The 25398-nt window shown below is 35.8% G+C and carries 28 protein-coding genes; 10 read left to right on the top strand and 18 right to left on the bottom strand.

The window, feature by feature from the left end; translation table 11 throughout:
• The first annotated feature begins 11 nt into the window (after positions 1 to 11).
• From ACKTTZ_RS08330 to ACKTTZ_RS08320, 3 genes are all read left to right on the top strand, one after another.
• Positions 12 to 269, top strand: a complete 258-nt coding sequence (locus ACKTTZ_RS08330; RefSeq protein ID WP_407848312.1) for a hypothetical protein — start codon at positions 12 to 14, stop codon at positions 267 to 269.
• Between the two features lie 2 nt (positions 270 to 271).
• Entirely contained in the window at positions 272 to 526 is a 255-nt protein-coding gene (locus ACKTTZ_RS08325) for a hypothetical protein (RefSeq protein ID WP_407848310.1), read from the top strand.
• Positions 527 to 705: 179 nt separating this feature from the next.
• Positions 706 to 1827, top strand: coding sequence for a hypothetical protein (locus tag ACKTTZ_RS08320; protein ID WP_407848308.1), 1122 nt, complete (start codon positions 706 to 708; stop codon positions 1825 to 1827).
• On the opposite strand, the gene ACKTTZ_RS08315 is transcribed toward ACKTTZ_RS08320, so the two are convergent.
• Genes ACKTTZ_RS08315 through ACKTTZ_RS08300 form a run of 4 tightly spaced genes read right to left on the bottom strand, consistent with a single transcriptional unit; the run spans position 1817 to position 4576 of the window.
• On the bottom strand, positions 1817 to 2740 hold the full coding sequence (locus tag ACKTTZ_RS08315; protein ID WP_051934274.1) for a glycosyltransferase family 9 protein: 924 nt from the start codon (positions 2738 to 2740) through the stop codon (positions 1817 to 1819). The two genes, ACKTTZ_RS08320 and ACKTTZ_RS08315, sit on opposite strands and share 11 nt — an antisense overlap.
• A gap of 50 nt (positions 2741 to 2790) precedes the next feature.
• Entirely contained in the window at positions 2791 to 3210 is a 420-nt protein-coding gene (locus tag ACKTTZ_RS08310) for a SufE family protein (RefSeq protein WP_034694109.1), read from the bottom strand.
• A 44-nt stretch (positions 3211 to 3254) separates the two neighbouring features.
• Positions 3255 to 4352: a glycosyltransferase gene (locus ACKTTZ_RS08305; protein ID WP_407848306.1), complete on the bottom strand. Its 1098-nt coding sequence runs from the start codon at positions 4350 to 4352 to the stop codon at positions 3255 to 3257.
• Positions 4352 to 4576, bottom strand: a complete 225-nt coding sequence (locus ACKTTZ_RS08300) for a uroporphyrinogen decarboxylase (protein ID WP_079243719.1) — start codon at positions 4574 to 4576, stop codon at positions 4352 to 4354. The genes ACKTTZ_RS08305 and ACKTTZ_RS08300 overlap by 1 nt, the downstream gene beginning before the upstream one ends.
• A gap of 150 nt (positions 4577 to 4726) precedes the next feature.
• On the opposite strand from ACKTTZ_RS08300, the gene ACKTTZ_RS08295 reads away from it, so the two are divergent.
• Positions 4727 to 7261: an ATP-dependent Clp protease ATP-binding subunit gene (locus ACKTTZ_RS08295; RefSeq protein ID WP_034694227.1), complete on the top strand. Its 2535-nt coding sequence runs from the start codon at positions 4727 to 4729 to the stop codon at positions 7259 to 7261.
• 143 nt (positions 7262 to 7404) lie between these two features.
• On the opposite strand, the gene ACKTTZ_RS08290 is transcribed toward ACKTTZ_RS08295, so the two are convergent.
• Complete coding sequence (locus ACKTTZ_RS08290) at positions 7405 to 7932, bottom strand: hypothetical protein (RefSeq protein ID WP_034694102.1); 528 nt, start codon at positions 7930 to 7932, stop codon at positions 7405 to 7407.
• A 193-nt stretch (positions 7933 to 8125) separates the two neighbouring features.
• Here ACKTTZ_RS08290 and mnmA point away from each other — a divergent pair, with 193 nt between their 5' ends.
• A complete protein-coding gene (mnmA, locus tag ACKTTZ_RS08285; protein WP_034694100.1) occupies positions 8126 to 9313 on the top strand; it encodes a tRNA 2-thiouridine(34) synthase MnmA in 1188 nt (395 codons plus the stop codon).
• A 127-nt stretch (positions 9314 to 9440) separates the two neighbouring features.
• On the top strand, positions 9441 to 9650 hold the full coding sequence (locus tag ACKTTZ_RS08280; RefSeq protein ID WP_253317071.1) for a hypothetical protein: 210 nt from the start codon (positions 9441 to 9443) through the stop codon (positions 9648 to 9650).
• A gap of 63 nt (positions 9651 to 9713) precedes the next feature.
• Here the strand turns inward: ACKTTZ_RS08280 and ACKTTZ_RS08275 are convergent, their stop codons facing one another.
• Together ACKTTZ_RS08275 and ACKTTZ_RS08270 are read right to left on the bottom strand one after the other, a co-directional pair.
• Positions 9714 to 10064: a hypothetical protein gene (locus ACKTTZ_RS08275; RefSeq protein WP_407848303.1), complete on the bottom strand. Its 351-nt coding sequence runs from the start codon at positions 10062 to 10064 to the stop codon at positions 9714 to 9716.
• Between the two features lie 14 nt (positions 10065 to 10078).
• Positions 10079 to 10816, bottom strand: coding sequence for a hypothetical protein (locus ACKTTZ_RS08270; protein WP_253317073.1), 738 nt, complete (start codon positions 10814 to 10816; stop codon positions 10079 to 10081).
• 114 nt (positions 10817 to 10930) lie between these two features.
• Here ACKTTZ_RS08270 and ACKTTZ_RS08265 point away from each other — a divergent pair, with 114 nt between their 5' ends.
• Both ACKTTZ_RS08265 and ACKTTZ_RS08260 read left to right on the top strand, forming a co-directional pair.
• Positions 10931 to 11827: a hypothetical protein gene (locus tag ACKTTZ_RS08265; RefSeq protein WP_407848301.1), complete on the top strand. Its 897-nt coding sequence runs from the start codon at positions 10931 to 10933 to the stop codon at positions 11825 to 11827.
• Between the two features lie 210 nt (positions 11828 to 12037).
• Positions 12038 to 13264 carry a DUF6051 family protein gene (locus ACKTTZ_RS08260; protein ID WP_407848299.1) on the top strand — a complete coding sequence of 409 codons (1227 nt, stop codon included), beginning with the start codon at positions 12038 to 12040 and terminating at the stop codon, positions 13262 to 13264.
• A 92-nt stretch (positions 13265 to 13356) separates the two neighbouring features.
• Here ACKTTZ_RS08260 and ACKTTZ_RS08255 read toward each other — a convergent pair whose 3' ends face one another.
• From ACKTTZ_RS08255 to ACKTTZ_RS08210, 10 genes are all read right to left on the bottom strand, one after another.
• On the bottom strand, positions 13357 to 14100 hold the full coding sequence (locus ACKTTZ_RS08255; RefSeq protein ID WP_081906405.1) for a LytTR family DNA-binding domain-containing protein: 744 nt from the start codon (positions 14098 to 14100) through the stop codon (positions 13357 to 13359).
• A 61-nt stretch (positions 14101 to 14161) separates the two neighbouring features.
• On the bottom strand, positions 14162 to 14437 hold the full coding sequence (locus ACKTTZ_RS08250) for a 2TM domain-containing protein (protein WP_034694082.1): 276 nt from the start codon (positions 14435 to 14437) through the stop codon (positions 14162 to 14164).
• A gap of 26 nt (positions 14438 to 14463) precedes the next feature.
• Positions 14464 to 14760: a 2TM domain-containing protein gene (locus tag ACKTTZ_RS08245; RefSeq protein WP_407848297.1), complete on the bottom strand. Its 297-nt coding sequence runs from the start codon at positions 14758 to 14760 to the stop codon at positions 14464 to 14466.
• A 124-nt stretch (positions 14761 to 14884) separates the two neighbouring features.
• Entirely contained in the window at positions 14885 to 15454 is a 570-nt protein-coding gene (locus ACKTTZ_RS08240; RefSeq protein WP_407848295.1) for a methyltransferase family protein, read from the bottom strand.
• Positions 15455 to 15490: 36 nt separating this feature from the next.
• Positions 15491 to 15796 carry a 2TM domain-containing protein gene (locus ACKTTZ_RS08235; RefSeq protein WP_034694076.1) on the bottom strand — a complete coding sequence of 102 codons (306 nt, stop codon included), beginning with the start codon at positions 15794 to 15796 and terminating at the stop codon, positions 15491 to 15493.
• 4 nt (positions 15797 to 15800) lie between these two features.
• Positions 15801 to 17114 (bottom strand): 2TM domain-containing protein, encoded by a 1314-nt coding sequence (locus tag ACKTTZ_RS08230; RefSeq protein ID WP_034694073.1) that lies wholly within the window; start codon positions 17112 to 17114, stop codon positions 15801 to 15803.
• Positions 17115 to 17253: 139 nt separating this feature from the next.
• A complete protein-coding gene (locus ACKTTZ_RS08225; RefSeq protein WP_407848292.1) occupies positions 17254 to 17913 on the bottom strand; it encodes a hypothetical protein in 660 nt (219 codons plus the stop codon).
• 51 nt (positions 17914 to 17964) lie between these two features.
• Entirely contained in the window at positions 17965 to 20211 is a 2247-nt protein-coding gene (locus ACKTTZ_RS08220; protein WP_407848290.1) for a TonB-dependent receptor, read from the bottom strand.
• Between the two features lie 92 nt (positions 20212 to 20303).
• The gene (locus ACKTTZ_RS08215) at positions 20304 to 21206 is read right to left on the bottom strand and encodes a GyrI-like domain-containing protein (protein WP_407848288.1); all 903 of its coding nucleotides are present in this window, start codon (positions 21204 to 21206) and stop codon (positions 20304 to 20306) included.
• Between the two features lie 91 nt (positions 21207 to 21297).
• Positions 21298 to 21942: a 4'-phosphopantetheinyl transferase family protein gene (locus ACKTTZ_RS08210; protein WP_407848286.1), complete on the bottom strand. Its 645-nt coding sequence runs from the start codon at positions 21940 to 21942 to the stop codon at positions 21298 to 21300.
• A gap of 243 nt (positions 21943 to 22185) precedes the next feature.
• On the opposite strand from ACKTTZ_RS08210, the gene ACKTTZ_RS08205 reads away from it, so the two are divergent.
• Positions 22186 to 22689, top strand: a complete 504-nt coding sequence (locus ACKTTZ_RS08205; RefSeq protein WP_034694065.1) for a superoxide dismutase family protein — start codon at positions 22186 to 22188, stop codon at positions 22687 to 22689.
• A gap of 52 nt (positions 22690 to 22741) precedes the next feature.
• Here the strand turns inward: ACKTTZ_RS08205 and ACKTTZ_RS08200 are convergent, their stop codons facing one another.
• Positions 22742 to 24871 (bottom strand): carboxy terminal-processing peptidase, encoded by a 2130-nt coding sequence (locus ACKTTZ_RS08200; RefSeq protein ID WP_034694062.1) that lies wholly within the window; start codon positions 24869 to 24871, stop codon positions 22742 to 22744.
• A gap of 343 nt (positions 24872 to 25214) precedes the next feature.
• Here ACKTTZ_RS08200 and ACKTTZ_RS08195 point away from each other — a divergent pair, with 343 nt between their 5' ends.
• Positions 25215 to 25385: a lmo0937 family membrane protein gene (locus ACKTTZ_RS08195; RefSeq protein ID WP_110008970.1), complete on the top strand. Its 171-nt coding sequence runs from the start codon at positions 25215 to 25217 to the stop codon at positions 25383 to 25385.
• Positions 25386 to 25398 lie beyond the last annotated feature (13 nt).

Below are 25398 nucleotides of genomic sequence, written 5' to 3'. Positions count from 1 at the left end.
AATTATATATAATGAACATTAAAGAAATTATAAATACACTTTCTGAAGAGGGCTATAATCCTTATTTACAAGAAAGATTGGGAATCATTTTTAATAGTATTGATGATAATAAAGGAAATCCTAAAGTAAATTCTATATCACAAATTAGAATTGAAAAAGAAAAAATCATCATACAATACCCTTTAGGACAAATCCCCGTAGAGAGAGAATTTAAGACTATAGATGAACTATTAAAATTCATCAGACAGATTTTCCCACTAGAAGATTAACAATGAATTATAAAGAGATTTCAGAAAAACTAGAAGAATTAGGTTATGCTACTCAGTTTCATAATCTTATTAATTCATTAACAGTTGGGATTCCAGAAAATGGAAATTTCAAGCTAGATTCAATATTTAGAATAGAGAAAAATGGTGATAAAATGAATGTAAACTATTTCACTGGACAAATTCCAGTTGAGAAAGAATTTAAAACCATTGAAGAACTATTAAAATTTTTGAGACAAGTTTTTCCAATAGAAGGCTAACTAATTTAATACATTTTAAAACAGAACCATTCTTGAAGCTAGTAGAGAATGGTTTTGTATTTTATAAATATATTTTGCAATCATCAACATCTAAAAATCTGTCCTAAGCAAATCACAAACCTTCTCCTCCACTTTTCCTTATATTTATCTACCTTTGCCTGCACTTGAATTCGCCAGACGTGAAGCAGCTCCATCTCATATCATTCAATTATCCCTACCCACCTTCTTACGGTGGCATTATTGATGTGTATTATAAGATTAAAGCCTTATCTGATCTGGGAATAAAGATTCACCTTCACTGTTTTGTAGATCAGATTCCACATAAGGTTGATCCGGAAGTCGAAGAGATCACGGAAAATGTGTTTTTTTATCAAAAGAAAAAGAATCCACTCCTCTATTTTTCAGGAACACCTTTTGCGGCTGCCATCAGAGATTCTGAAGCTCTACTTAAAAATCTGGAAGAGAACAAGGCTCCGATCTTGTTCGAAGGCTTACAGACAACGCATATTATACAGTTTCTGAGAGACAATGACCACAAACTCTACCTCCGTTACCACAATAACGAATCAGAGTATTATAAAGGCCTGTCTGTGTCTGAGAAAAACATATTCAAAAAGATCATCTACAAAATTGAATCTTTAAAGTATTCCGGATATCAGAAAAAACTTTTAAAGAAATTTGAAGCTGTATTCTGCCTGTCTGAAAAGGAATACAATGAAGTAGAAACTTATTCGGGAAATGCGCATCTGATTCATATCTTCCACGGTAATACATCCGTAAAGGAATTGGATACAAAAGGAAAGTATTTTCTTTTTCATGGAGACCTCACTACCGCAGATAACAAAAGAGCATTGAATGAAACAATTAACTTATTCAAAACTCTTCCACAATATCAACTGGTTGTAGCCTCAGATCGTGCCACTGAAGATATTAAAAGAAAGATTTCAACAATTGAAAACATCAGCCTCACTCCTATTCAAACCACAGAAAATCTTTATAACCTTCTGGAAGGTGCTCATGGCAATATTTTGATTTCTTACCAGAATTCCGGAACAAAGGTGAAGCTGTTTAATACACTCTACAACAGCCGTTTTGTCATTATCAACGGAAACATCACAGATGATCCTGTTTTGAAGAGTGTATGCCTGTTTGGATCTGATATGAACGAAATCCGCCAACAAATTATCACCTCAGCTGAAAAAGAGTATCATGATACTGAAAAGAGAAAGGAAATTTTAGAAAAAACCCATTCTGATAAAGCTAAAGCTAATGAGATGGTCAAGATTATTTTTAAAAATTAATCCTGTCCACCACTTTCTGAATATTAAATTCTTCAAGGCAAGCCCAATCGCCTCTGTAGCATTCTTTATCTCCAAAAACCGAACATGGTCTGCAGCTCAGGTCTTTCACCTGAACAACATCTTCTTCACTCTGCCCGAATCCTAAAAATCCTGCATATGGATGAGTAGCTCCCCAAATAGAAACACATCTCGTTCCTACAAGACTTGCAAGGTGCATATTGGCAGAATCCATGGATATCATCAGTTCAAGCCCGGCAATATAGTTGAGTTCTTCAGTAAGATTTAATTTTCCGGCAAGGTTTTTTGTATTAGGAATCTCTTCTTCCCATTTTTCAAGAGTTTCCGTTTCTTTTTTACCTCCACCAAAGAAATATACTGTATGTTTTTGAGCCAGAATTCTTACCAGTTCATAGGATTTCTCCAAAGGAAGCATTTTTCCTTTATGCTGAGCAAAAGGAGCAAACCCAATTCCTGATTTTTGTTCTGAAACCGGTCTTAATTGATGAGAAAGTTCAACTTTGAATCCCATTTCACGGAAAACGTCAGCGTAACGTTCCACTGTTTTTTTCAGTTGTACCTTTTCCAGATTCCAGACGTCCGTAAGATGTTCTTTTTCTTCTTTGCCTTTATTAATTTTAAAGACCTTAAGACCCTTTCTTCTATATATTCTGTCTAAAACCTTGGTTCGGATTACATCATGGAGGTTGGCAATACAATCCGGATTAAACTCACGGATCAGTTCATTGCTGAGTTTCCTCAATCCAAAAAGACCTTTGTAATCATCCAGATCAATCCCCTTAAAAGTTACATTGGAAATTCCGGCAAACAAAGCCTCAAAATTTTTCCTCGAAACCATAATAATTTCCACACCGGGGTTCTGCTCCAGAAATTCTCTGAAAACAGGTACTGTCATCGCAACATCTCCGAATGCGGAAAAACGATATGCTAAAATTCTGGTCACGGTTATGATTTCAGTTGGTAAGCAACTGCATAAAACTTGATCTGCTTTGTCATCGCCATCAGCCCGTTCGCTCTGGAAGGTGAAAGAAATTCCTGTAGTCCTATTTCTGCAATAAAATCAAAATCAGAATCCAGAATTTCCTGAGTGGAATGTCCACTGTAAATACTTACTAAAAGAGAAACGATCCCTTTTGGTAGAATACCATCAGAATCTGCATTAAAGAAAAGTTTCCCGTCTTTAAATTCAGCATCAATCCAAACTTTGCTCTGGCAGCCTTTAATCAGATTTTCTTCTGTTTTCTTATCTTCAGCCAAGCCTTTCAGTTCTTTTCCAAGATCAATGATGTATTCATACTTTTGCTCCCAATCTTCAAGAAAAGCGAATTCATCTATTATTTCCTGCTGTTTTTCTTTAATGGTCATTTTAAATCAAATTTCTTTTGCAAAGATAACCAATTTTGTAAAAATTATTTACGTGATGCTTTTTCAAAAAGTTGCAGGATTTTTGTTTCTTCATTCTCCCAGCAAAAAACATCTGCTGCCTTATTTAATTCGCTTTGATAATGCTGTCTTCCTCTCTGAAGAACAAGATTAATTGCTTTCTCAATGGTTTCAGGCTGATGATCCGGAATAATTTCTCCTACATCAAATTGATTTTTAATCCTTTGCATCTCCGGAAAATTAATCATAACCAACGGAACTCTGCTCTGAATATAATCACAAACTTTATTAGGAAGAGAATAATAATAACTTACCCCATTATTTTCTTCAAGACTAAACCCTACATCAGCTGTTTTGGTAATTTCTCTGAGATTTTCCGGCTTCAGCTTACCCAGAAAAAAAACTTTATCCTGTAGTTTTTCATGAATAACAAGCTCTTCGTATTCTTTTTTCTTCGGCCCGTCACCTGCAATTTTCAAAACAGCATCTTTAATATGATGCATGGCAACAATCATTTTCTCAATTCCTCTGGACTGATTGATCGCTCCTTGATACAGAATAATTTTAGGCCGATTGTCCGGAATTTCAGGAGCAGAAAGTATCTTTCTCGGAATATTTCTGACAACTATTGGGTTTACATTGTATTTTTCATGGAACCATTCGGCATAGCTTTCACTTTCCGTCATCATAAATTTCACATGAGGAACCAAATTTCTCTCCAGCACTCTCCAGAATTTTTGCGAAAACCTGTTTTGTACAGATGGCATTTCCGTGAAAATTTCATGACTGTCAAAGACTAAAGGAATGTTCAGTTTTCTGGCAATGAGATAATTTGGCAGAAGTGCATCGATGTCATTGGCATGAAGAATAGTATCTTTGTCCGCTTTTTTCTTAAGTTCTTTGTATAATTTCCAATTGAACTCAAAATAAGCGGTTTTTAAACTTTTAGATTGTAATCCTATTCTGGAAAAGGGATAAGGACGCTCCATTTTTTCATTCCCTTCCCAGTCGTTACCGATCAATTCTATAGAATATCCGTTATCAAAAAGGGTTTTGCACACCTTTTCTATCCGTTGGTCAGTATACAGATTACTAAAAGCAGAAGTAATTATTTTTTTCCTCATCAACTCTTCTTACCTAGTATTAAATGATAGATCTGAATGAAGCAGATTAATCCGTTTGGAATAATTACCGGCCAAAGCGGTCCGCTAAAAAAGCCATAAATGACAAAACAGATACAGCCAATCATATTGACAATTCTGATTTTTCTTACATCTTTCAGTATGAAACTCAATACGATAAAAAGAGAAGCAGAATAGCCGATGTATGTGGTAAGTTCAGGATTCATGGGGAAAATTTAAGGTTACAAACTTAATCATTTTCAATAAGATAATAAATTTTTTTCTGCCATAAAGTCATTAATTGATTTTTGGTAAAATATTTGTAATTTAGATAATGAATAAAAGGTAATGTTGCCTTTGTTCTAATGAGATATATTATGGATTATAAGTTTTCACAAGGTTTGAGCCAGGTGTTCAAACAAAGCAAAAGCGAAGCTAAAAGGCTGAAAAGTGAATTTCTTAATACAGAACATCTACTTTTAGGTATTATAAAAACGGAAAACTCTGCAAAAGAAATCCTTCAAAACCTTAATGCGGATTTAACACAAATCAGAAGAAAAATTGAAACTTTAAATACAGCAAGTCTTAATCCTATTTCTGAAGAGGTTACCAATATTTCTTTCACCAAGATGGCAGACCATGCCATTAAACGTGCAGAGTTAGAATGCCGTCAATATAAAAGCAATGAAATTAATACCGTTCACCTGCTTTTAGGTATTCTTTATAAATATGAAGATCCTACTTCAAATATTCTGGGAGCTTATGACATCGACTACGAAGGAGTTTCAAGAGAATACCAGACTATGCTTAAAAATTCAGGGCAGTCTCCTCAGATGAGTGCTTACGATGATGATGATGAGAGAGAAGAATTTGAGCAAATGAGAAAGCCTACAGGAAATCTAGGTTCTGCAAAAAGTAAAACGCCTACATTGGATAACTTTGGTAGAGACCTTACTTCTTTGGCAAGAGATGGAAAACTGGACCCAGTAATCGGCCGTGAAAAAGAAATTGAGAGAGTTTCTCAGATCTTATCGCGTAGAAAGAAAAACAACCCTCTTCTTATCGGAGAGCCGGGAGTTGGTAAATCTGCCATTGCTGAAGGTTTAGCACTAAGAATTCAACAGAAAAAAGTGTCGAGAGTTCTTTACGGAAAACGTGTAATCACTTTAGACCTGGCAAGTTTAGTGGCCGGAACTAAGTACCGTGGTCAGTTTGAGGAAAGAATGAAGGCGATTATGACGGAACTGGAGAAAAACAGAGATGTCATTCTATTTATTGATGAGCTTCATACGATTGTAGGAGCAGGAAGTTCTACGGGAAGTTTAGATGCTTCCAATATGTTCAAACCGGCTTTGGCAAGAGGTGAAATTCAATGCATCGGGGCAACTACCCTGGATGAGTACCGTCAGTATATTGAAAAAGACGGAGCTTTAGAAAGAAGATTCCAGAAAGTAATGGTGGAGCCTACTTCTATTGATGAAACTGTTCAGATCTTGAATCAGATCAAAGATAAATATGAGGAACATCATAATGTAATCTATACTCCGGAAGCAATTCTGGCTTGTGTCAATTTGACATCGAGATATATTACAGACCGTTTCTTACCGGACAAAGCAATCGATGCAATGGACGAAGCCGGATCCCGTGTTTATATCAAAAACATGAAAGTTCCTACAGAAATCATTGATTTTGAAAAGAAAATCGAAGATATCAAAGAACTGAAACAGAAGGCTGTAAAAGCTCAGGACTACCTTGAAGCAAGAAAGCTGAAAGATGAAGAAGAACGTCTTCAGATGGAACTGAATGCTGCTCAGGAAAAATGGGACAAAGATGTAAAAGAGAAAAAAGAAACCGTAACAGAAGAAAATGTAGCGGAAGTGGTTTCTATGATGAGTGGTGTTCCGGTAACGAAAGTTGGTAAGAACGAGCTTGACAAACTGGCCCAGATGGATGAGAAACTGAACGGAAAAGTAATCGGTCAGGAAGATGCTGTGAAGAAAGTTGTTAAAGCTATTCAAAGAAACAGAGCAGGTCTTAAAGATCCTAACCGCCCTATCGGTACCTTTATTTTCCTTGGAACAACCGGGGTTGGTAAAACCGAATTGGCGAAGGTAATGGCAAGAGAGCTATTCGAATCCGATGAATCTCTGATCAGAATTGACATGAGTGAATACATGGAGAAATTTGCGGTTTCAAGATTGGTTGGTGCGCCTCCGGGATACGTAGGATACGAAGAAGGTGGTCAGCTGACAGAAGCGGTAAGAAGAAAGCCTTATGCAGTAGTTCTTTTGGATGAGATTGAAAAAGCTCACCCGGATGTATTCAATATTCTGTTGCAGATTTTGGATGAAGGACACGTTACAGACAGCTTAGGAAGAAAAATTGATTTTAGAAATACCATCATTATTCTTACTTCAAACATCGGAACAAGAGATCTTAAAGACTTTGGAGACGGTGTAGGATTCGGAACTTCTGCGAAGAAAACAACTTCAGACTCAAGAGCGAGAAGTACGATTGAAAATGCCCTTAAAAAAGCATTTGCTCCAGAATTCTTAAACAGAATTGATGATATTGTGATCTTCAACTCTCTTGTACAGGATGATATCAAGAAAATTATTGATATTGAACTGAACAAACTTTATGGCAGACTTGAAAAACTAGGATATAAAGTAGATCTTACTGAAGAAGCAAAAGACTTTATTTCTGAAAAAGGATGGGATAAAGATTTCGGAGCAAGACCATTGAAACGTGCGATTCAGAAGTATATTGAAGACTTATTGGCAGAAATGCTGGTAAATAAGCAATTGAACGAAGGAGAAACCGTAGTTCTTGACCTTAATGAAGCAAAAGACGGATTAATCGGGAAAACACAGAAAGCTAAGAAATCAGCTGAAAAGTCTTCTCAATCTTAATTAAATAAATAATTTAATTTCAAATAAAAAATCCCCGGGAAGTTTCCCGGGGATTTTTGTTTTTATACGTTTTGGCTAAAGCCGAATGAATTTTGGTTTCTCATTAAACGGACTAAAGTCCGTTCCTATTGATAAATTAAATATTAAAGTCCCACCACAAAACCAATATTCGGGATCAGACCGCTGGAAAATACACTGGAATTCTGCTTCCAAAGCACGTTGTACATTAACCCCAGCTGCATAAAGGAATTATTCCCAATTCTCTGCATATAACCTCCTCCAAGGTACAATGCATTTTCTTCTGTATTGTATTTATAATCGTAGTATTTATCCTTGTAATCCACAAAATAATGCTGGTAGTTGGCCCCCACATAAAATGATCTTGCAAAATAATAATTGACAAAAGGCCCTACTCCAAACATGGTAGATTTATAATAATCAGAAGTCTGCCACGAAACACTTCCTATTACCCCGCCTTCAAAATCATTAGTAAACCTGTAGCCTACTCTTGGTGAAGCCGACAGATTAAAGGCGCTGTTACTTCCAAATCCTAATCCAATGCCTCCTCCAAAAGTCCACTTACTGTTTTCCTGTACGGGTGCTCCTACTGAAATTTGGGAAAAAACTGATCCTGAAAATACCAGCATCATAGAAATAATAAACTTTTTCATATGTTATATTTTTGGTCTTACAATTATATTCTCATCTGTTTCCATCTGCAGAGAGATTGATAAAAAGACGATATAAAGCTCTATCGTTTTTATCAATGTTTAAAATTATGGTTTTTTTACGAATTTATTTAGTTGTATTTTTGCCGCATCAAACTAAGAACTCCCGTTAAGAGTTTCGTAAAATTGAAATACAATGAAAATAGTAGTAGGCCTCTCCGGAGGTGTAGATTCTAGTGTTACAGCATATTTGCTGCAGCAGCAAGGCCATGAGGTAGTGGCTTTATTCATGAGAAACTGGAATGATGCTTCCGTAACACTTGAAGATGAATGTCCCTGGATTGAGGACAGTAATGATGCCCTTATGGTGGCACAAAAGCTTGGAATTCCTTTCCAGGTGATAGACATGAGTGAACTTTACAAAGAACGTATTGTTGACTATATGTTTGCCGAATATGAAAAAGGCAGAACTCCCAACCCTGATGTATTGTGTAACAGAGAAGTAAAATTCGATGTGTTTATGAAGACTGCCATGTCTTTAGGTGCAGATAAAGTTGCTACAGGACATTATGCAAGGGTAAATTCTACTTTTGATGAAAACGGTAAAGAAATTTTCCATCTTCTGGCAGGAAAAGACAATAATAAAGATCAGTCTTACTTCCTTTGTCAGCTAAGTCAGGATCAGCTTTCAAAAGCTTTATTTCCTATCGGAGAACTTACAAAACCTCAGGTAAGAGAAATTGCAAAAGAAATCGGGCTGGTAACAGCAGATAAAAAAGATTCTCAGGGGTTATGTTTTATCGGAAAAGTAAGCCTTCCACAGTTTTTACAGCAGCAATTGAAACCTAATGAAGGTGAAATTGTAGAAATTTTCAAAGATTCTCCTTTATTTTCGGAAGAAAAACCTGAATTCTCCTCCAAAGAAGAGGAACTTGAGTTTTTATCACGAAAAATCAATTATAAAAAATCTGACGGAAAAGTAATCGGGAAACATCAGGGAGCCCAGTTTTTCACGATCGGACAAAGTAAAGGCCTTGGGATAGGCGGCCATAAAGAAAGCTGTTTTATCATCTCCAGAGATATGGAAAACAACATCCTTTTCGTAGGAGAAGGAAGCCATTTCCCGGGACTTCATAAAAAAGCGCTGAAAATTGATAATTCTGAGCTGCACTGGGTTCGTGAGGATTTGAAACTTCAAAACGGAGGATCTATGGAAGTAATGGCAAGATTCAGATACAGACAGCCTTTGCAGAAAGCAACCCTGTATCAGTTTGAAAATGCTTTTTATATTGAATTTGATGAGCTTCAGTCTGCTATTGCCGAAGGACAGTTTGCTTCATGGTATATTGATGAGGAACTGATCGGTAGCGGTGTGATTTCGTAAGAGTTTTGGGGTACGGGATTCGGGTCATTGAGATTGTTTTTTAAAGAAAAATATTTTTTTTAAATTTTTCTGTAACGTTTTTTAAGTTATCATACTTACTGAGTAAATAACAATAAAAAATACTACTATGAAAACATCTACAAAAAACCAGTATGCTTATGTAAACAATATTCTGATTGCAGTGGTATCATCTGTTTTCGGTTATAATCTTTATCAGGCCATTGTACATCCGGAAAACTCCAATATCGCGATCAGTCTTATTTTGGTAGTCCTGACTTCCGTTATGGTTCGAAAATATGGCTATCAACCCGTAAAAGAAAAAAAGAAAGATATTTAATATCAACCACACATGATAAAGCCCGGAACATTTTTGTTTCGGGTTTGTTTTTAATAATAGATTTTACCTTATCTTTTCATTTACATGACTTGAGATAAAAATCAATGTAACAATACATTCTGCTATTAAGATCATAACAAGAAATCCAACAGGTTTTCCCAACATGAGACCTCTGATAAGCTTGATAATTCCCAACAAGAAAATTAATCCCACAAAATAAAATGTCGTTCCCGAAATGGTTTCTTTCAAAGAATTTAGCATGAAAAGCGAAACATAAAATCCAAGAACCAGGATGAGATAGAACCTCAGAAAGTCCGGACCTTTAAGAATAATCGGATTAAATGTCTGTGGTACTGCCATAAGCCATACAAGGCTAATCACAACCGGCAGTGAATGAATGATAATTTTTTTCATAATGATTAGTTTTATTATCCTCCACAGCCACCGCATCCTCCACAACCACCGCAGCCGCCTCCACAACCGCCTCCGCCGCTGCAGCTTGATCCGCCACAACTTCCTCCGTCATTGTTTTGCTTATCTTTTCTGTTAGGGTCAGAAACCTCCTGATCTCCTATAATTGAAACAATTGTTCCCAGAATGAAAATAATCCCAAATACAACTCCAGTAACCATTAACCCTGAAAAGTTATCTCCTTCTGTACACGAAAATAAAAGCAGTAACACAAATATGGGAGCAAAGAAGGCCATTTTTCTCAGCCAGGATTGTACTTTTGATTTTTTCTTACTCTCTCTCCAGATTTCTTCAGGTGCTTCCTGCTGGAAAATCTGCCGATAACTTGTTAAAGTATCTTCAAACCAGTTCTGATGTTTTTCTTTTTCCGCATAACCACCTTTCGAAGGATGATGATGAAGTGGCTTTTTTAAAATATGTGGACAGAATTCTTCCCAATAATTCTGGGTATAGATAAGATGCATATGCCAAACCTTATCAACTATCTTACTGGGAGAAGCTCCATTGGGAAGTGTACAGCAGAGATAAACAAACTTTTTGTATTCTTCAATTGCTTTTCGTGTGAAATCAAGGCTCCAGCGTTCTTCTTTGGCCAGCTTTTTTGAAAAAGGGAAATCAACTCCCGGAGCATCCAGAGAGAATGTCTGTATACGGCTCCAAAGAGATTCGTCTTTTATTACCATTTTTGTTTCCATTGTTTTGATTTTTGTTTTTCTATTCAAATATCAATGGATTATACAATATAAAAGTCTTTCAAAAATCTTTTTTGGTTTGATAAAAATCTTAAATTAGTCTTATAAATAAACACCATGAAAAAGGAAGATATTCTGCATCTTGAGAAACTGATGAATTTTTTAAGCAGGCAATTTTTAAAGAAAAACCATTGGGAAGACGTTACCAAAACCGAATGGTCTTATATAAGTGCCGAACTGAATGATCTGATTATCAATGAACATAATGAAAAGGAGATCAAAAAAGAACCAGATCTTCTGGGAACGAATTATCTGTATGAACATCTGATTATTAATAAACTAAAGAAATTCAAACAGAATGAAAATGCAGTTTTAAGCAGGCCCAATCTAGCTAAACTGAGCCTAATTGTCAAAGTTTTGGGGTATTCCAATTACATAGATTTTATTAACTCCAATACGGAAGCATTCAATTTTAATGATCTGAGGATTGATATGAATAATGTTAATCTGAACACCGCTCTTTTAGACCGTTTAATAGGCTGCTGGTATTCTTACAACAGAAATCTGCCCGATAATCCTTTGATGGCAAAAGAAGATCGTATATGGCGCTCTGCGATGGAGATTTATAAGTCTGAAACCACCGGAGAATATTTTATTGAAAGAAGCGGTGGCGATCACCACAAATATTTCGGAAAGGTAACCGCTTATTCGGATTATGTGTTTATCATCATGAACAGCAATACATTTATTCGTCAGAGGCATTTCATTTCAAGGATAAAGGATATTAAAGAAAAACTTAAAAACCCGGACTATAAACTCCACGAAATCCACTTCATAAGCACCTGTATCAGTTTCAACCAGGAACCGATTGCTTTGTTTGAAATTTTCAGAAAAGCGGACAGAAGAAACTTTATTTCTGATTCTATAAGTTTTCCGATTGACAGTGATGAGATCCCGGAATCAATTGTTAAACAACTTGAAGACACAGAATCTAACAGAATTGATTACAGATAGTTAAAAAATATAAAAATTGTTGGATAAAAAGACAACTCAACCATAAACATCATCATCAATCTACATATCACGACCCCGGAATAAAACTGTTTCGGGGTTTATTGTAATTCTCCTATGCCTAGAATACATTTAGCTCCTAAAAATCAATTCATTACCGCAATAATTCTCTAACTTAATGGTTCTAAATATGAACCCTTCAATCGTCTTGCTATGGAATATTATGAATTGTATGAAGTTTTGAAAAATCATTTTGATTCCGGAAAAGGCAGGGTTGAAATTAAAGAATTGAATGTAACCATTGAATCAATTTCATTTGAATCTAAGGTTTGCGACCTGCTTTACGGTTCAGAAAATCAACATTGCAACAAACATCAGCAAACCCTTGAAATCAACAAAACTGGCTATCTCTTTTACAACCAGCCCGCTGTAGACATCAAAGATTTTGATATTGAATGCAATAAAAAGTTTGAATATCATATCCTGAAGAGAGCAGATATAGAAACAGCTAAAGGAGTTATCCTTTTCTTTCATGGCCTGAATGAAAAGAAATGGGATAAGTATCTTCCTTGGGCCTATGAACTGGCCCAACGAACACAAAAAGCCATCATATTATTTCCTATTGCTTTTCATATGGATCGTGCAGAACCTATCTGGAGTGACCGCCATCACATGATGGAAGTGGTCAATTTCAGAAAGAAAAAGTATCCGGAAAACATGAATTACTCTTATGTGAATGCTGCCATAAGTTCAAGACTGGAAGCGCATCCTCAAAGAATTTTCTGGTCCGGACTGCAGACTTATTCTGATATCACAGAAGTGGTAAAGGACATTAAAAAGGGTAAAGTCAAGAGTATTTCTCCAGAAACAAATCTGGATTTATTTGGCTATTCTATAGGATCATTTCTTTCTCTGATTATCAAAATGGCAGATCCCCATCATTATTTTACCCGATCAAAAGTGTTTTGTTTTTGTGGAGGAATGACGATCGACAGGATGTTTCCTATATCCAAATATATCATGGATACTCAGGCAACCGTTAAAATGCAGTCTGTTTTTACGGAATTGCTGAGCTCTGATTTTAAATCAGATTCCCGTCTGAAACATTATCAGAATGAAGCATTGCATCCACAGGAAAGTTGGTTCAAAAAAATGCTTCGCTACAATTATTTTCAGAAGGAAAGAGAGGAAAGAATTCATGAAATCCAATCTCAGATCAAAGCCTTTGTTTTGGAAAAAGACAGTGTTGCCCCTCCGATAGAAGCTTTAAATACATTGAAGGGCGGCTACAGGAATATCAATGTAGACATTGAAATCAAGGATTTCCCGTTTGAATACTCTCATATGGTGCCATTTCCGCTTACCCATAAGCATTCAAAAGAGGTCACAGGAGCTTTTCACCAGTTTGTACAATCCGCCAGTAATTTTTATAATTCCTGATGATGCATTTTTCAGGGATAAAAAAGAGTCAGGAATAGTTTAAAAAATAATAATATAAGATCCATGGTGTTTGTTTTTTAAGTTAATCTTTATCAACTGACCAGCCAGTCTTTAAAATCTTTTACACGGTCTCTGCTTACCGTTATTTCTTCTTCCGGCTGAAATTCAAGGTCCACTTTGTAGTACGGTGAAGTATGAATATTTTTGATATAATCCGAACTGATAATAAACTGTCTGTTCACCCGGAAAAACTTTTTCGTATCCAGAACATCTTCCAGCTCATCAAGCGTAAAATCTGATGGATAGGTACGGTCTTCTGTCTGAAGATAAACGATTTTATTCTCACTGAAAAAGCAGCTTATTTCGTGGGTCTGTATAATCTTAAGGTTGTAGCCTATTTTAACCAGAACTCTGGAAAGGGTCGATTTTTCTTTTCGGATCAGCTGTTTAATATCCTGAGAACCATTGGTATCATTGGCAGGAATAAAGGATTTAAATTTCTCCACTGCTCCTTCCAGGTCTTCATCAAGGATGGGTTTTAAAAGATAATCAATGCTGTTCAGCTTAAAGGCTTTCAGGGTGTACTGATCAAATGCTGTCGTATAGATAATGAAACCTTTGGTAGGTGCTTTTTCAAAAATATCAAAAGACAGTCCGTCTCCCAAAACAATATCTGAGAAGATCAGCTGCGGATGCTCATTTTCAGAAAACCAGGCAACGCCTTCTTCTACTGATTCTATTTTGGCAACTATCTCTATTTCAGGAAAGTTATTCAACATTCTTTCTAATTTCCTTGAAGCAGGTTTTTCGTCTTCTATGATGACAGTTTTGATCATTGATCTTTAATTTTAGTTTTCAGATTATCGGGAAATAAAGTTAGATAAAAGCAGACAAATTTTAATAATCTATTCGCTTTTTCTCTTTTTTAAGTTCTTTTTCAATCATATCTCTTTCCCATTCGGAATCAAAAAGAAACAGTTTTGCAGCTTTTACAAGAATGATAAATGCCCAAATTCCAAGGATGGTATATCTGTCAAACCAATGAAAGCTAATCATCTTTTCGCCAAAAATATCATCAGGAATGATTAGAACGGCAAATAGGGCAAATATAAAAAGGCTTTTATAGAATTTTCTGATGCTGTTGGTTCTTGCGTGGGCAGTTTCGTAATTCATGATGTTCTAAGTTTTTAAGTTATCGTTTATAGTGTTTTTATTTTCTGTTTTTCATCCTTCTCCATCAGTTCTTTTATTTTTCTTTCTTCCCAGCTTTTACCAATTCCAAATAAGCTAATGGCATGAAATGCAATTCCTACTCCCCATCCCAGTGCAGGCCATAAAAACCATAAATATCCGGGAGCAGTTATAATGTTAAGTATTGCTAAAAAAGGAATAATGATACAGTAAGAGGTAAGGTTTCCATAAAATTCTTTCAGGTCTTTCACTCTTCTTGAAGCTTTTCTGTAAGCAATTGTTTCTTTATCAGGCAAAATTTCCATAATGTTTTGTTTTAAAGGTTAATTTGTTTTTTTCTTGAGTCAAAGATAGATCAGAACACACCCTTCAATCAATTTTATATTACCGAATGGTAGTTTATGCTATCCGAACCGTAAAAACCTGTCATTAATAGATAAACGGGATTAATTTCTTCGTGCTTTTTCTATATTCAATATACTCATCCCCAAACTGTTCTATCAAGGCCTGTTCTTCAATTTTAATCCTATAGGCAAAGGCTAAAAACGGAGGTACAAAAGCAAAAATCAATGACAACCAGTTATTTAAATACAAACCAAGGCCAAGAGAAGTCAGCAGGGAAAAAGCATAGGAAGGATGTCTCAGGTATTTATAAAACCCTTCTTTTTTGATTTTATGATCCTGTCTGATGGTAATATCTACAGTAAAATATTTCCCCAAAGATCTGATGATCACATACCTGACAATAATCCCGATAAGAATAAAAAATTCACCCAGGTAAAGAATCCAGACACCATCAGCCATCGGAAAATGAAAATTATAAGACATGAATATTGCGCTTACAATGGAAAAAGGAATCGCCAGCCATAAGATGTTCAGTGTGGATTTATCCTTGTTCTTTTGGTCTTCTTTACCGGATTTCAGCATGTTCTTGTAAAGGAATTCCGTGAGAAACCAAGCGGCCATGGAAATGTAGAATAGAATAGATAAAGTATTCATTTTTCAGAAGGTTTTTAAGATTAAACGCGATTCTTTTTAGTGATCTTTCTGTTTATCCATCAGTTCCTTGATCTTTTTATCTTCCCATTTCTTGATAAAATTAACACGGGGCAGAAAAACGGTAACCGCATGTGCTGCAAGCCCTATTCCCCAGAAAGTAGCCGTAAAAAAGTTTTTAAACTGAAAATAGCTTTCACCAGGTTTCAGGTGCATACAATTATAGACAACAATCAGAGCATTCACTGCGATATAAGCGAATAAATGTCCATAAAAACCTCTTAATCTTTCTACCTGCCTTCTTGCACGTTGATATTCAATATTGTTTTCGTCAAATCTTTCCATCACTTTATTTTTTTTGTTTGTTCATAATTTCACGAATCTTCTTTTCCTGCCAGGATTCTCCTACCCCAAACACCTGAAATGCGTGAGAAGCAACGCCTATTCCCCATCCCAGTACAGGAAACCAGAACCAGTGATTTCTGCTGCTCGTGAAAAGATTAATAAAGATTAAAAAGGCACTTACCGTACAGTAAGAAATAAGGTTCATATAAAAACTCTTAATCTCCTTTACTCTTTTTTGTGCCCGTTGGTAAGCCGCAGAATCATCTTCAGGTTTCGATGTGGAAACTTGTGGTTTAGCCATGAGCATTGGAAGTTTTACTTTAAAATGATCTTCAGATTTTTCTATGAAGACATTTCTTTCTGTAAGCAGTGAATAACGCTGTACAATATTAGCAAGACCAATTCCCGAGCTTTCTTTGATCTGTTCTCTTACCTGAAGATTGTTTTCAATGCAGAGGGTATTTCCGTCTGAAAAAATTCTGATGATTAAAGGTTTTGATGACGTGGCAAAATTATGCTTGATACAGTTCTCCAACAATAGCTGCAAGGCCAGTGGAACTACATATTTCTGATAATCCTCTTTAGCAACATCAAAGGTAAAATCTACACTGTCTTCAAACCTTGTTTTTAAAAGTTCACAATAGGTTTTCGCAAATTCTATCTCGTCTTCCACCGTTACCAGTTCTTTATCTTTTTGTTCAAGTACATATCGGTAAATCTTTGACATTGAAGCGGTAAACTTTTGCGCCTGTCTTGGATTTTCATCAATCAGAGAGCTTAAAACATTTAAAGAATTAAAAAGGAAATGCGGATCCAGCTGGTTCTTTAAACTTTCAAACTGGGCATTGGCAGATTTGGCGATAAGTTTCTGTTCTACCACTTCTTTTCTGGAAGTTTTCTTCAGCTCTTCCATAAAACTTCTGGCATGAAGGAAAGCAGATATCAACAACGCGATATTGATGGTAAACCAATTGAGGAAATTATATTTTCCCAGAAAAAATTCTTCTGTAGTAGCCGCTTTTTGAATCAGTACAAAATTGACATAATTACAGAAATAGACCAGCACAAAATTGGCGACAATAATTGAAATAATACTGATAACCGCTCTTTTGGTTGTAGCTTCCGACCATGGGATTTTTTTATTCAGAAAACTGTTGAGCATTCCGTTTCCTCCTCCCAATACAAAAGAATAAATAAAAGAGATAAGCAGGGTATATAAAAAGTTTTCAAGATTCTTCTCTTCTGTAAAAACAAAAAAGAAAAACATGGAAACTGCAAGGGATACCCAGAATAGTACGATAAAGTTTTTCCGTTTCATGATCTGTTTTCTTGACTCAAAATTAGTTTTTATTAAAGGTATCAAAAATTAATTGTTACCGAAGGGCTGATTTTTCTTTCCGAATGGTATAAAAAAACCTCCACGAATGAAGGTTGATAGATATGAAATATAGAGAAAACTATTTTGCTTTTTCTGCCGGTAAGCTTAAGAAATAATCGGCTTCTCCTCTTCCCCAGTTAGGATCTAAAGCCGTTTTGGGCTTGTAGGTTTTAAACTTTGCCTGAGCATCTTTAAACATCTCCAATCCTTTGGTTTTGCTACCTCCATACTGCTCCGGAGTAAAATAAACATCTTCCGCTTTGATTAGTGCAATTCTCGGATTTGAAGAATCTAATTTTTCTGCAATATTCATTTCCTCAGCAGCTCTTGCCCCATCTGTCATATAACGCTGTGCAGGATTCACCATCATTCTCAGAGAATAAGACATTTTTCTCAACAGGTGAATTTCTGCATTATCCGTTCCTGCAAGATTCTGAGCCATTGAAAGATGTTTTTCAGCCTGGTCTGCGATACCATCCAACTCCTGCATTTTTCCGTCTCTCATCAGGGTTCTTCCTTTTTGGATATAAGAAAATGCTGCATAGTAAGCCGGAAGCCATTTTGTACTTTCTTTACTCCCTATTCTCTGGAAATCATTCGCCAGAGTCTGGAAATCTTCTGAGGTTTTACAGGTTTCTATTCTGGCTATTTTTTCAGACATTATTTTGTCATAATCTGCCTGTGCAAAAACAGTTAAGCTCACAAAAGCTAAAGCAAAACTTAAAAGGTATTTTTTCATGATATCAAATTTTAAAAGTGAATTATGTTTGTTTGTTCTAAGATATGTTTTTTATAAATTATTATTGATGGCATCATCTGTTTTATCTACTCCAAAGCTTATAAATGCTCCTATGAAAACAAAAGTATTGACTGGCGGAACAATGGCAGAGCTTCTGGAACCGTTGGCTGAAAAATTATAGCCATAAATATTCTTTGATCCTAAAAAATTGCTGATGCTCAATACAAATACAGGAAAGGCTTTCGCATCTTTTTTACCAATATTCGGAAGATAATTAATACTGAAATTTAATGCATTGTAATCTTTTAATCTTCCTTCATTTCGGGTATAATTGATGGCTTTTCCATTCTCAAAGGTAGAGGCAATGTCATAATAAGGACGTCCTTTTGCATAAGTGTAGGATAAATTGACCCCAAGTTTCCATTCCGGAATAAATCTTTTTGCTACTGCTGAAAGAGTATGTTCTGCTGCAAAACTCGGCTGCAGGCTTACCGGATAATTCAGGAAATCTCTTTTGGAATCCAGGTAGGAGTAGCTGATCCAGTAATCGATATTTTCAAAGGTCTTTTTATTATCTCTCCAGAAAAATTCCAGTCCTTTTGCATATCCGTAGCCATCATTGTTTAAAGCAGTCTGAATCTGCTGATTTTGCTCTTTGTCCTGAGTAATATTGAATGTTTTAATCAGCTGGTCATATTTTTTATAAAATGCCTCAAAACGTAAAGTTCTGCCCTCTGAAGCTCTCTGAACCTGGAAAATATAATGCTGGGATTTCTGGAAACCAAGATTCGCAGGTCCATTGATGTATTTACTTTCCGGATTCTGATAAAAAAGTCCATAAGCTAACGAAGTGGTCCAGTCTTTTGCAAGGCGGTAGGCAATAGCAAAACGAGGTGCAATATTATCCTTCCCTAAAAATGAAGAATGTTCTGCTCTCACTCCTATTTTCGCTGACAACGCATTGCTGAAACCAAGATCAGTTTCCACGAAAGCAGAGGAGATCAAATCTTTATAATGTTTTTGTACTGCTTCAAAATTCAGGTTTTCATCGGTATTATTCAGCTCAATTCCTCCTCGTACTGCACTGATTCTGTTGATTTTTCTTTCAAGAACAGCCTTGAAGTTCAGATAATTTCCATCAGTCAGAAGCTGGCTTCTGTTGGATTCAACATCATTGGTTTCTGTGGAAAAATGAAGATCCGATCTGTTGTAGGAATAAGAACTGCCTACATTCAGGAGATATTTTCCAAATTTCTGTTTAAAAGAAAGGTTATGAAATGTATTTTTTCCGTTAAGTTTTACCAGACTGAAATCATATCCGGGTTCAAGACTTTCTGATCTCACTCCCATTTTATTGGAGTTGAACATTCCGTAATATTTGAAAAAGCCTCCTGATTTTGTTTTAAATCTGAAATTAAGATCTCCGTTAAGCCCTTGGGGAGCTTCTACAAAGTCTGTATTAAAATTAAAGACTTTCTGCATCAGACTTAAAAGAGAGTATCCAGCTGTAGCTCCGTAGGAATAGTTTTTATTATCTCCTAACTTTTGAAATCCTGCACTCAGAAAAATAGGAGAAACCCCAAAGTTATAGGACGTTTCATCCGGAAGATCTACACTTTCCAGCATCAATGCTCCGGAAAGAGCCTGCCCGTACAGTGCAGAATAGCCACCACTTGAGAAGATGTTTCCTTTAAAAAGAGAAGTATTGAACTGATCTCTTCCCGCAATCCCCGGAACAGAATTCGAAAAATAATTGTTGATAAGACTTCCGTCCATAAAGATTTTAGATTCCGTTCCTGTACCACCACGGATGAATAACCCTTCTGTTCCTCCAACTTTCTGGACTCCCGGGAGATATGTCAATGCTGAAGAAATCTGTCCGTCTGCTCCTGCTGTGGTATAAATATCTATGGGCGTAAGCAATGCTGTTGCTCTTTTTTTATCACTGGCTTCAATAGATCCTGCAGAAACTACTACTGCATCAATCTCACTGATCTGTTCTTTAAGATCAACATTCAAAGAAATATCCTGATTTTCAATAGAAACCGTCCTTTCAATATTTTCATATTTTGGATGGGTAAAGATTATGACGTGTGCCCCTTTTTCTGAAGTTTCAAATGTAAAATTCCCCTGAGCATCTGTTGTTGAACCGTCATAGGTATCTTTCAAAGTAACATTTACTTCAGCGACTCCTTTGTTTTTAAAGGATACTTTTCCTGATATTTTCACCTGGGAATATCCCATGATGGAAGTGAGAAGGAGAATCAGAAACAGTATGTTTTGTCCTTTTGTTTTCATTTTTATTGTTTTCTGGGTCAAAAATAGTACGAGAAATGCCTTTCTGTAAAAAATTTATTACTGAAAGGCATTCTTTTGCTACCGAATGGTAATTAATGAATCGGAATGCAAAAATCCACGATCATCTTCCCTTCCGGATGTTCCTTAAAATTGGTGTGATAGATCTCATAGGGAAAGGTTCTTCTTGTAGAATAATGGTTCTCATTCATCCACAGGAACAAAGAAACCCAGCACTGCTCAAAGTCGGTGAGAGTAACTTCACCGCTTCCTACAATGTATTTTCCGCCTTCTAAAGTTTCTGCAAACACTTCCCCTTCCTGCTGAGTCAGTTTCTCATCCAAAAGCATGCAGGCATGAATCCTGACCTTATCAAGAGGTGTGATCTTGCAGCTGTCGTGATAAACAGAGATCATTTTAAGATTTTCCCGAGGAAACAGTTGTTTCTTTTTTGCCCAGTCTATTAATATGTTGAAAGAAGGTTCTACATTAGCCATTCCAAGGCTCATAACAGAGGCCAGATTCATTTCCGGCATTTCTTTTACTTCGATTTTTAAATTCATTTTAGTCCAGTTTAACAGGTTTTCAATGTTGCAAATGTATTGGCTGAAAACCGTATCAACTTGTCCGTTCTTGCTTTGTATTTGTAAAATCTTGTGAAATTTTTCTGGAGCCGATCTGCGAAACTCAGTGGGTGCGAGACCGTAATATTTTTTGAATGTTTTACAGAAAACTGAATGATTGGAGAAACCAAGATCCCAATAGATCTCCTTGATCTCCATATTTTTATGAACCGCCAGATGAAGAGCACTTTTCTCTATTTTCTTTCTGATAATATAGTTCTGAAGGGTTTCTCCTGTAACCAGCTTGAAAATTCTGTGAAAATGAAAAGGGGAATAGGCACTTACCTCTGAAACTTTTTCCAGAGAAAGACCTGCATCAATATGGTTATCAATATATTGAATTGTTTTTACAATCCGTTTTTTATATTCTTCCACTTCAAAATTGTTAATTCACAAAGATATTTTTCCGGAGCGGAATTATGTTGTCTTTTATTGCTATTATCAGAAAATAGTTTTCTATTTTACCTTAAACTTCTATTTCAAAATGCTCAATAATAGGGATTACATCTTTAATTTTCTGATCTGAAGAACTAATAAAGCTATGATAATCTTCATGAATAAAAATCTCTTTGGTAAAAAATTTTTCCTCTTCAATAATACATTCATTATGCAAGATTTCAAAAGAATCCAAAGGTAACATCATTCCTGCTCCATGGGCTTTTATTACCGCTTCTTTTCTCGTCCAAAAGGTAAAAAAGGCTTTCATTTTATCACCAAAGTTCTCAATTTCCTGAAACTCATTAGCAGTCATCTGAAATTCAAAATCCTGATAATTCGTCTTAGGATCATTAAATTCCACATCTATTCCCAAAGGATATTCTGCAAAAGCACAAACAACAAGGTCCTTGGAATGCGAGATATTAAAATGCAAATGAAATCCTTTCAAATAAGGTTTTTTGTTTGGAAGAGTTTCTATTTCTGGCTCAGTAATATTGTAATATGTTTTCAGTCCACCTTGTAAAAGAACTTTTCCCAATAAAGAAAGCTGAGCATCCTGCCATCTTCTGTACCTCAGGATATCTTTTTTAATTTCCTGGGAAAAAAAAGGTAGATACCTATCAAGAAGAGGCTGATGTTTTGTTTCATTGATTAATGTATACAGGATAATCATTTTTTATTTCTTTCCGGCCGACACCTATAGGATAAAGATTACTTTCTACCCACTAAAATAAGTTTTTTTTCGCCTCTTTTTAAAGAAGTTAGGCTACAGAGTAAAGTTTCTGAATTTAAGCTTAAAACAAGTCATATCACGGTTACCATTTAAGTCTTGTTTTTTAAAAAAGATTAAGATCATAAAGCCCTTTGGAAAATCTTTTTTAAATTTATCCTAAAATCACTATAAATCATTTAAAAAATGAAAGTACAAACATTAGCATTATTGGCAGGATTTGCAGTTTTAGCCGTTTCATGTGGAACAACAAAAACATATTCTGTAAATGCCAAAAGCGGAACACAGACAGGAGGAACGGCGAAGTTTACTCAAAATGGAAATGAAGTAACCATGAAGCTGGATATTACCAACCTTACTCCCGGAATCCATGCGGTACACATTCATGAAAAAGGAGATTGCTCTGCAGCAGACGGAACTTCTACAGGAGGTCACTGGAATCCTTCGAAGAATGATCATGGGAAATGGGGTGCTGAACATTTCCATATGGGAGATATAGGAAACCTGGTTGCCGATCAGAGTGGAACTGCAACATTGACTTTCAAGACAGACAAATGGTGTCTGGGATGTACTGATGAATCTAAAAACATCATCGGGAAAGGCCTTATTGTGCACGCAGCAGCGGATGACTTCCATACCCAGCCTACCGGAAATGCCGGAGGAAGAGTGGGATGTGTAGAAATTAAGTAATCCTGTTACTCAATAAAAAAGCCGCTAATAAAAATTAGCGGCTTTTTTATGTTTAGGATTTAGCTCCCATATCTGATACAATATTCATTGCTTCCTGCAGGTAAAGATCTTTTTTCAGATTCTTGATCCACATTTCAGATTTTTTCTTGAAAGCTTCGTCTTTTTTCTCTCTTTCAATTTCACTTGGATACATGATGAACTGAAGACCGTTCTCAAATTTTGTCAAAGCCTTGAACTTTTCAATCTGAGATTTTCTGTTCTTCATCAGTTCGTTAAACTTCGTAATATTCAAAGTGATATTTTCTTCTTTATCCAGTTTTTCTCTCCACTGAGCAGATTCTAATAACAACTGGTAATTGCTGTTTTTAGCCATTCTGTCTGCACTTGCCTTCTCCAGCGCCTGAATGTTGAAATAATTCAGTTTCTGGAATTTTGTAGGTGGAATTTTATCCCAAGCCAATGCATAATCATCATATCGCTCTCCTACTTCAGCATACGTAAAGAAGTCTTTCATCTGGATATCAGACACTATTCCTTTTCTCTGTGTAGATTCTCCGGTAATTCTGTAGAACTTCTGAATTGTCAGTTTTAGAGATCCGAAATCATCTTCAGTGTTCAGGAATCTGTTCAGATCAACAAAAGTCTGAACGGTACCTTTTCCGAAAGATTGTGGAGATCCGATAATCATCGCTCTACCATAATCCTGCATTACTCCTGCAAGGATTTCTGAAGCAGAAGCTGAAAGTTCGTTTTGCATGATAACCAACGGACCTGTCCAGATTGGAGTTTCATTTTTGTTCTTAAGCGTCTGTATTTTACCGTTTCCGTCTTTCACCTGAACGTAAGGACCAGCTTCCATGAAAAGTCCCATGATATCTCCTACTTCAGTTAAAGAACCTCCTCCATTATTTCTAAGGTCAAGAATGATTCCCTGAATATTCTGTTCTTTAAGCTTAATGATTTCATTTTTGATGTCATCAGAAGCGTTTCTTCCTTTGGCATTTTCAAAATCAGCATTAAAGCTTGGAAGGTTGATGAAACCGTATTTCTTCCCATTTGGAGTGTTCACCACAATACTTCTTGCAAAAGTATCTTCAATAGCAACTTCTTCACGGATCATGGTTACATCTTTAATAGTACCGTCTTTTTTCTGAACAGTTAATGTTACCGGAGTTCCTTTCTCTCCTCTGATTAATCTTACCGCTTCATCAGAAAGCATTCCTACCACATTTACAGCATCTTCTTTCGGTTTTGATCTTACTTTCAGGATTTTATCTCCTTCTGAAAGCTGTTTTGATTTCCATGCCGGTGCACCAATGGTAAGCGCTCCTAAGTAAAGGTTTCCTTTTTTCTCCTGAATCAGAGCTCCGATACCGATTACTTTTCCGGTAAACTGTGTATCAAAATCTTCTTTATCTTTTGGAGAATAATAGTTCGTATGCGGATCGAATACTTCTGTATACGCATTCATATACACGGTAAACCAATCCATTTTCTTTCTCTTTTTGAATCTTGTGAAAGTATCTTTTACAAGGTCTTTTACTTCATCAGTCGCTTTTTTGATCTTCTCGTCCTGAGTAAGTGGTTTAAACTTGATCGTATCTTTCAGTTTGTATTTCTGAACAGAGTCTTTCTTTTCTTTCTGAGCCTCTTCTTTGCTGTTCATCGACTCAACTTCCTGAAGGATGTTGTATTTGATGAATTTTTTCCACTCATTATACTGTTCCTGTTTGTTGGCAGGTACTTTTTTTAGTTTGGGCTCAAGAGTAAGCGTTTCATCTTCCTGAAGATTGATGGGCTTGCTGAAAATATCCTGCGTGATTTTATCAATCTCATCCACTCTTTGGTAGAGTCTGTCAATTGTGAGCTTATAGAATGTAAGATCACCTTGTCCGATATAGTCATCAAGCTTGGTTTCATGCTTGTTGAATTCATCCATATCAGATTGCAGAAAATATCTTTTCGCTGGGTCTACCAATTCGAAATAATGCTTATAAACGTCCTTCGAATAGGCATCATTGATAGATTTCGGGCTATAATGCAGATAAGAAAGTGTGTTTTTTACGCTCACCATTATCGTCTGCATCTTTTCATCGTCATTCTGTGGCGAGTTGAAACAAAACATTAGACTGGTTAATGGAATCAGGAGTAAAAATTTATTCAGTTTGAAATTTTTCCACATAAACTGTCTTTATTTATTAATTTTTTTAAAATAAGTATAGTAATTAGTAGCAGTAAGTTTGGTACTGTTACAAATGATCAAATTTAATACCTTATTTACAAATATCGACAGTTTTGATCATTTTTATTTAAAGAGATTTGCAAATAATCAAGACAGTATGAGCCATTTCCTATTATCAGACAGTTTCGTTATAAAATGATACAGATCAATCCTTTTTTCAGGCACATCTAAATTTTTATTTTTTAATCTAAAAACAGAAAACACATACCACAAAAACCAATTTTTAACCATAAAGGCATAAAATATGCAGAGAATTAACCATACAAATTCAAAATATTAAGTCATGAAAAGTTTACTATGGTTAGTCGCAGTCATCTGCATCGTTGTTTGGCTATTGGGAATGCTAGGAGTAGTTCCCGGAATGAGCACAGGTTATTTAATTCACGTTTTACTGGTCATTGCCATTATTGTTATTCTTTATAATATCATTTCCGGCAGAAAGCCTCTCGACTAGTTTATTATTTTGT

The sequence above is a fragment of the Chryseobacterium sp. KCF3-3 genome, from assembly GCF_045865955.1.
Taxonomy (GTDB): Bacteria; Bacteroidota; Bacteroidia; order Flavobacteriales; family Weeksellaceae; genus Chryseobacterium.
The sequence above is the reverse complement of the archived record's forward strand: the minus strand, read 5'-3'. Positions and strand labels throughout refer to the sequence as shown.

Bases quoted from the DNA above. Each gene is read 5' to 3' on its own strand.
- ACKTTZ_RS08330 (WP_407848312.1), top strand. From the start codon at position 12: ATGAACATTAAAGAAATTATAAATACACTTTCTGAAGAGGGCTATAAT.
- ACKTTZ_RS08325 (WP_407848310.1), top strand. From the start codon at position 272: ATGAATTATAAAGAGATTTCAGAAAAACTAGAAGAATTAGGTTATGCT.
- ACKTTZ_RS08315 (WP_051934274.1), bottom strand. From the start codon at position 2,740: ATGACAGTACCTGTTTTCAGAGAATTTCTGGAGCAGAACCCCGGTGTG.
- ACKTTZ_RS08310 (WP_034694109.1), bottom strand. From the start codon at position 3,210: ATGACCATTAAAGAAAAACAGCAGGAAATAATAGATGAATTCGCTTTT.
- ACKTTZ_RS08305 (WP_407848306.1), bottom strand. From the start codon at position 4,352: ATGAGGAAAAAAATAATTACTTCTGCTTTTAGTAATCTGTATACTGAC.
- ACKTTZ_RS08300 (WP_079243719.1), bottom strand. From the start codon at position 4,576: ATGAATCCTGAACTTACCACATACATCGGCTATTCTGCTTCTCTTTTT.
- ACKTTZ_RS08295 (WP_034694227.1), top strand. From the start codon at position 4,727: ATGGATTATAAGTTTTCACAAGGTTTGAGCCAGGTGTTCAAACAAAGC.
- ACKTTZ_RS08290 (WP_034694102.1), bottom strand. From the start codon at position 7,932: ATGAAAAAGTTTATTATTTCTATGATGCTGGTATTTTCAGGATCAGTT.
- mnmA (WP_034694100.1), top strand. From the start codon at position 8,126: ATGAAAATAGTAGTAGGCCTCTCCGGAGGTGTAGATTCTAGTGTTACA.
- ACKTTZ_RS08280 (WP_253317071.1), top strand. From the start codon at position 9,441: ATGAAAACATCTACAAAAAACCAGTATGCTTATGTAAACAATATTCTG.
- ACKTTZ_RS08275 (WP_407848303.1), bottom strand. From the start codon at position 10,064: ATGAAAAAAATTATCATTCATTCACTGCCGGTTGTGATTAGCCTTGTA.
- ACKTTZ_RS08270 (WP_253317073.1), bottom strand. From the start codon at position 10,816: ATGGAAACAAAAATGGTAATAAAAGACGAATCTCTTTGGAGCCGTATA.
- ACKTTZ_RS08265 (WP_407848301.1), top strand. From the start codon at position 10,931: ATGAAAAAGGAAGATATTCTGCATCTTGAGAAACTGATGAATTTTTTA.
- ACKTTZ_RS08260 (WP_407848299.1), top strand. From the start codon at position 12,038: ATGGAATATTATGAATTGTATGAAGTTTTGAAAAATCATTTTGATTCC.
- ACKTTZ_RS08255 (WP_081906405.1), bottom strand. From the start codon at position 14,100: ATGATCAAAACTGTCATCATAGAAGACGAAAAACCTGCTTCAAGGAAA.
- ACKTTZ_RS08250 (WP_034694082.1), bottom strand. From the start codon at position 14,437: ATGAATTACGAAACTGCCCACGCAAGAACCAACAGCATCAGAAAATTC.
- ACKTTZ_RS08245 (WP_407848297.1), bottom strand. From the start codon at position 14,760: ATGGAAATTTTGCCTGATAAAGAAACAATTGCTTACAGAAAAGCTTCA.
- ACKTTZ_RS08240 (WP_407848295.1), bottom strand. From the start codon at position 15,454: ATGAATACTTTATCTATTCTATTCTACATTTCCATGGCCGCTTGGTTT.
- ACKTTZ_RS08235 (WP_034694076.1), bottom strand. From the start codon at position 15,796: ATGGAAAGATTTGACGAAAACAATATTGAATATCAACGTGCAAGAAGG.
- ACKTTZ_RS08230 (WP_034694073.1), bottom strand. From the start codon at position 17,114: ATGAAACGGAAAAACTTTATCGTACTATTCTGGGTATCCCTTGCAGTT.
- ACKTTZ_RS08225 (WP_407848292.1), bottom strand. From the start codon at position 17,913: ATGAAAAAATACCTTTTAAGTTTTGCTTTAGCTTTTGTGAGCTTAACT.
- ACKTTZ_RS08220 (WP_407848290.1), bottom strand. From the start codon at position 20,211: ATGAAAACAAAAGGACAAAACATACTGTTTCTGATTCTCCTTCTCACT.
- ACKTTZ_RS08210 (WP_407848286.1), bottom strand. From the start codon at position 21,942: ATGATTATCCTGTATACATTAATCAATGAAACAAAACATCAGCCTCTT.
- ACKTTZ_RS08205 (WP_034694065.1), top strand. From the start codon at position 22,186: ATGAAAGTACAAACATTAGCATTATTGGCAGGATTTGCAGTTTTAGCC.
- ACKTTZ_RS08200 (WP_034694062.1), bottom strand. From the start codon at position 24,871: ATGTGGAAAAATTTCAAACTGAATAAATTTTTACTCCTGATTCCATTA.
- ACKTTZ_RS08195 (WP_110008970.1), top strand. From the start codon at position 25,215: ATGAAAAGTTTACTATGGTTAGTCGCAGTCATCTGCATCGTTGTTTGG.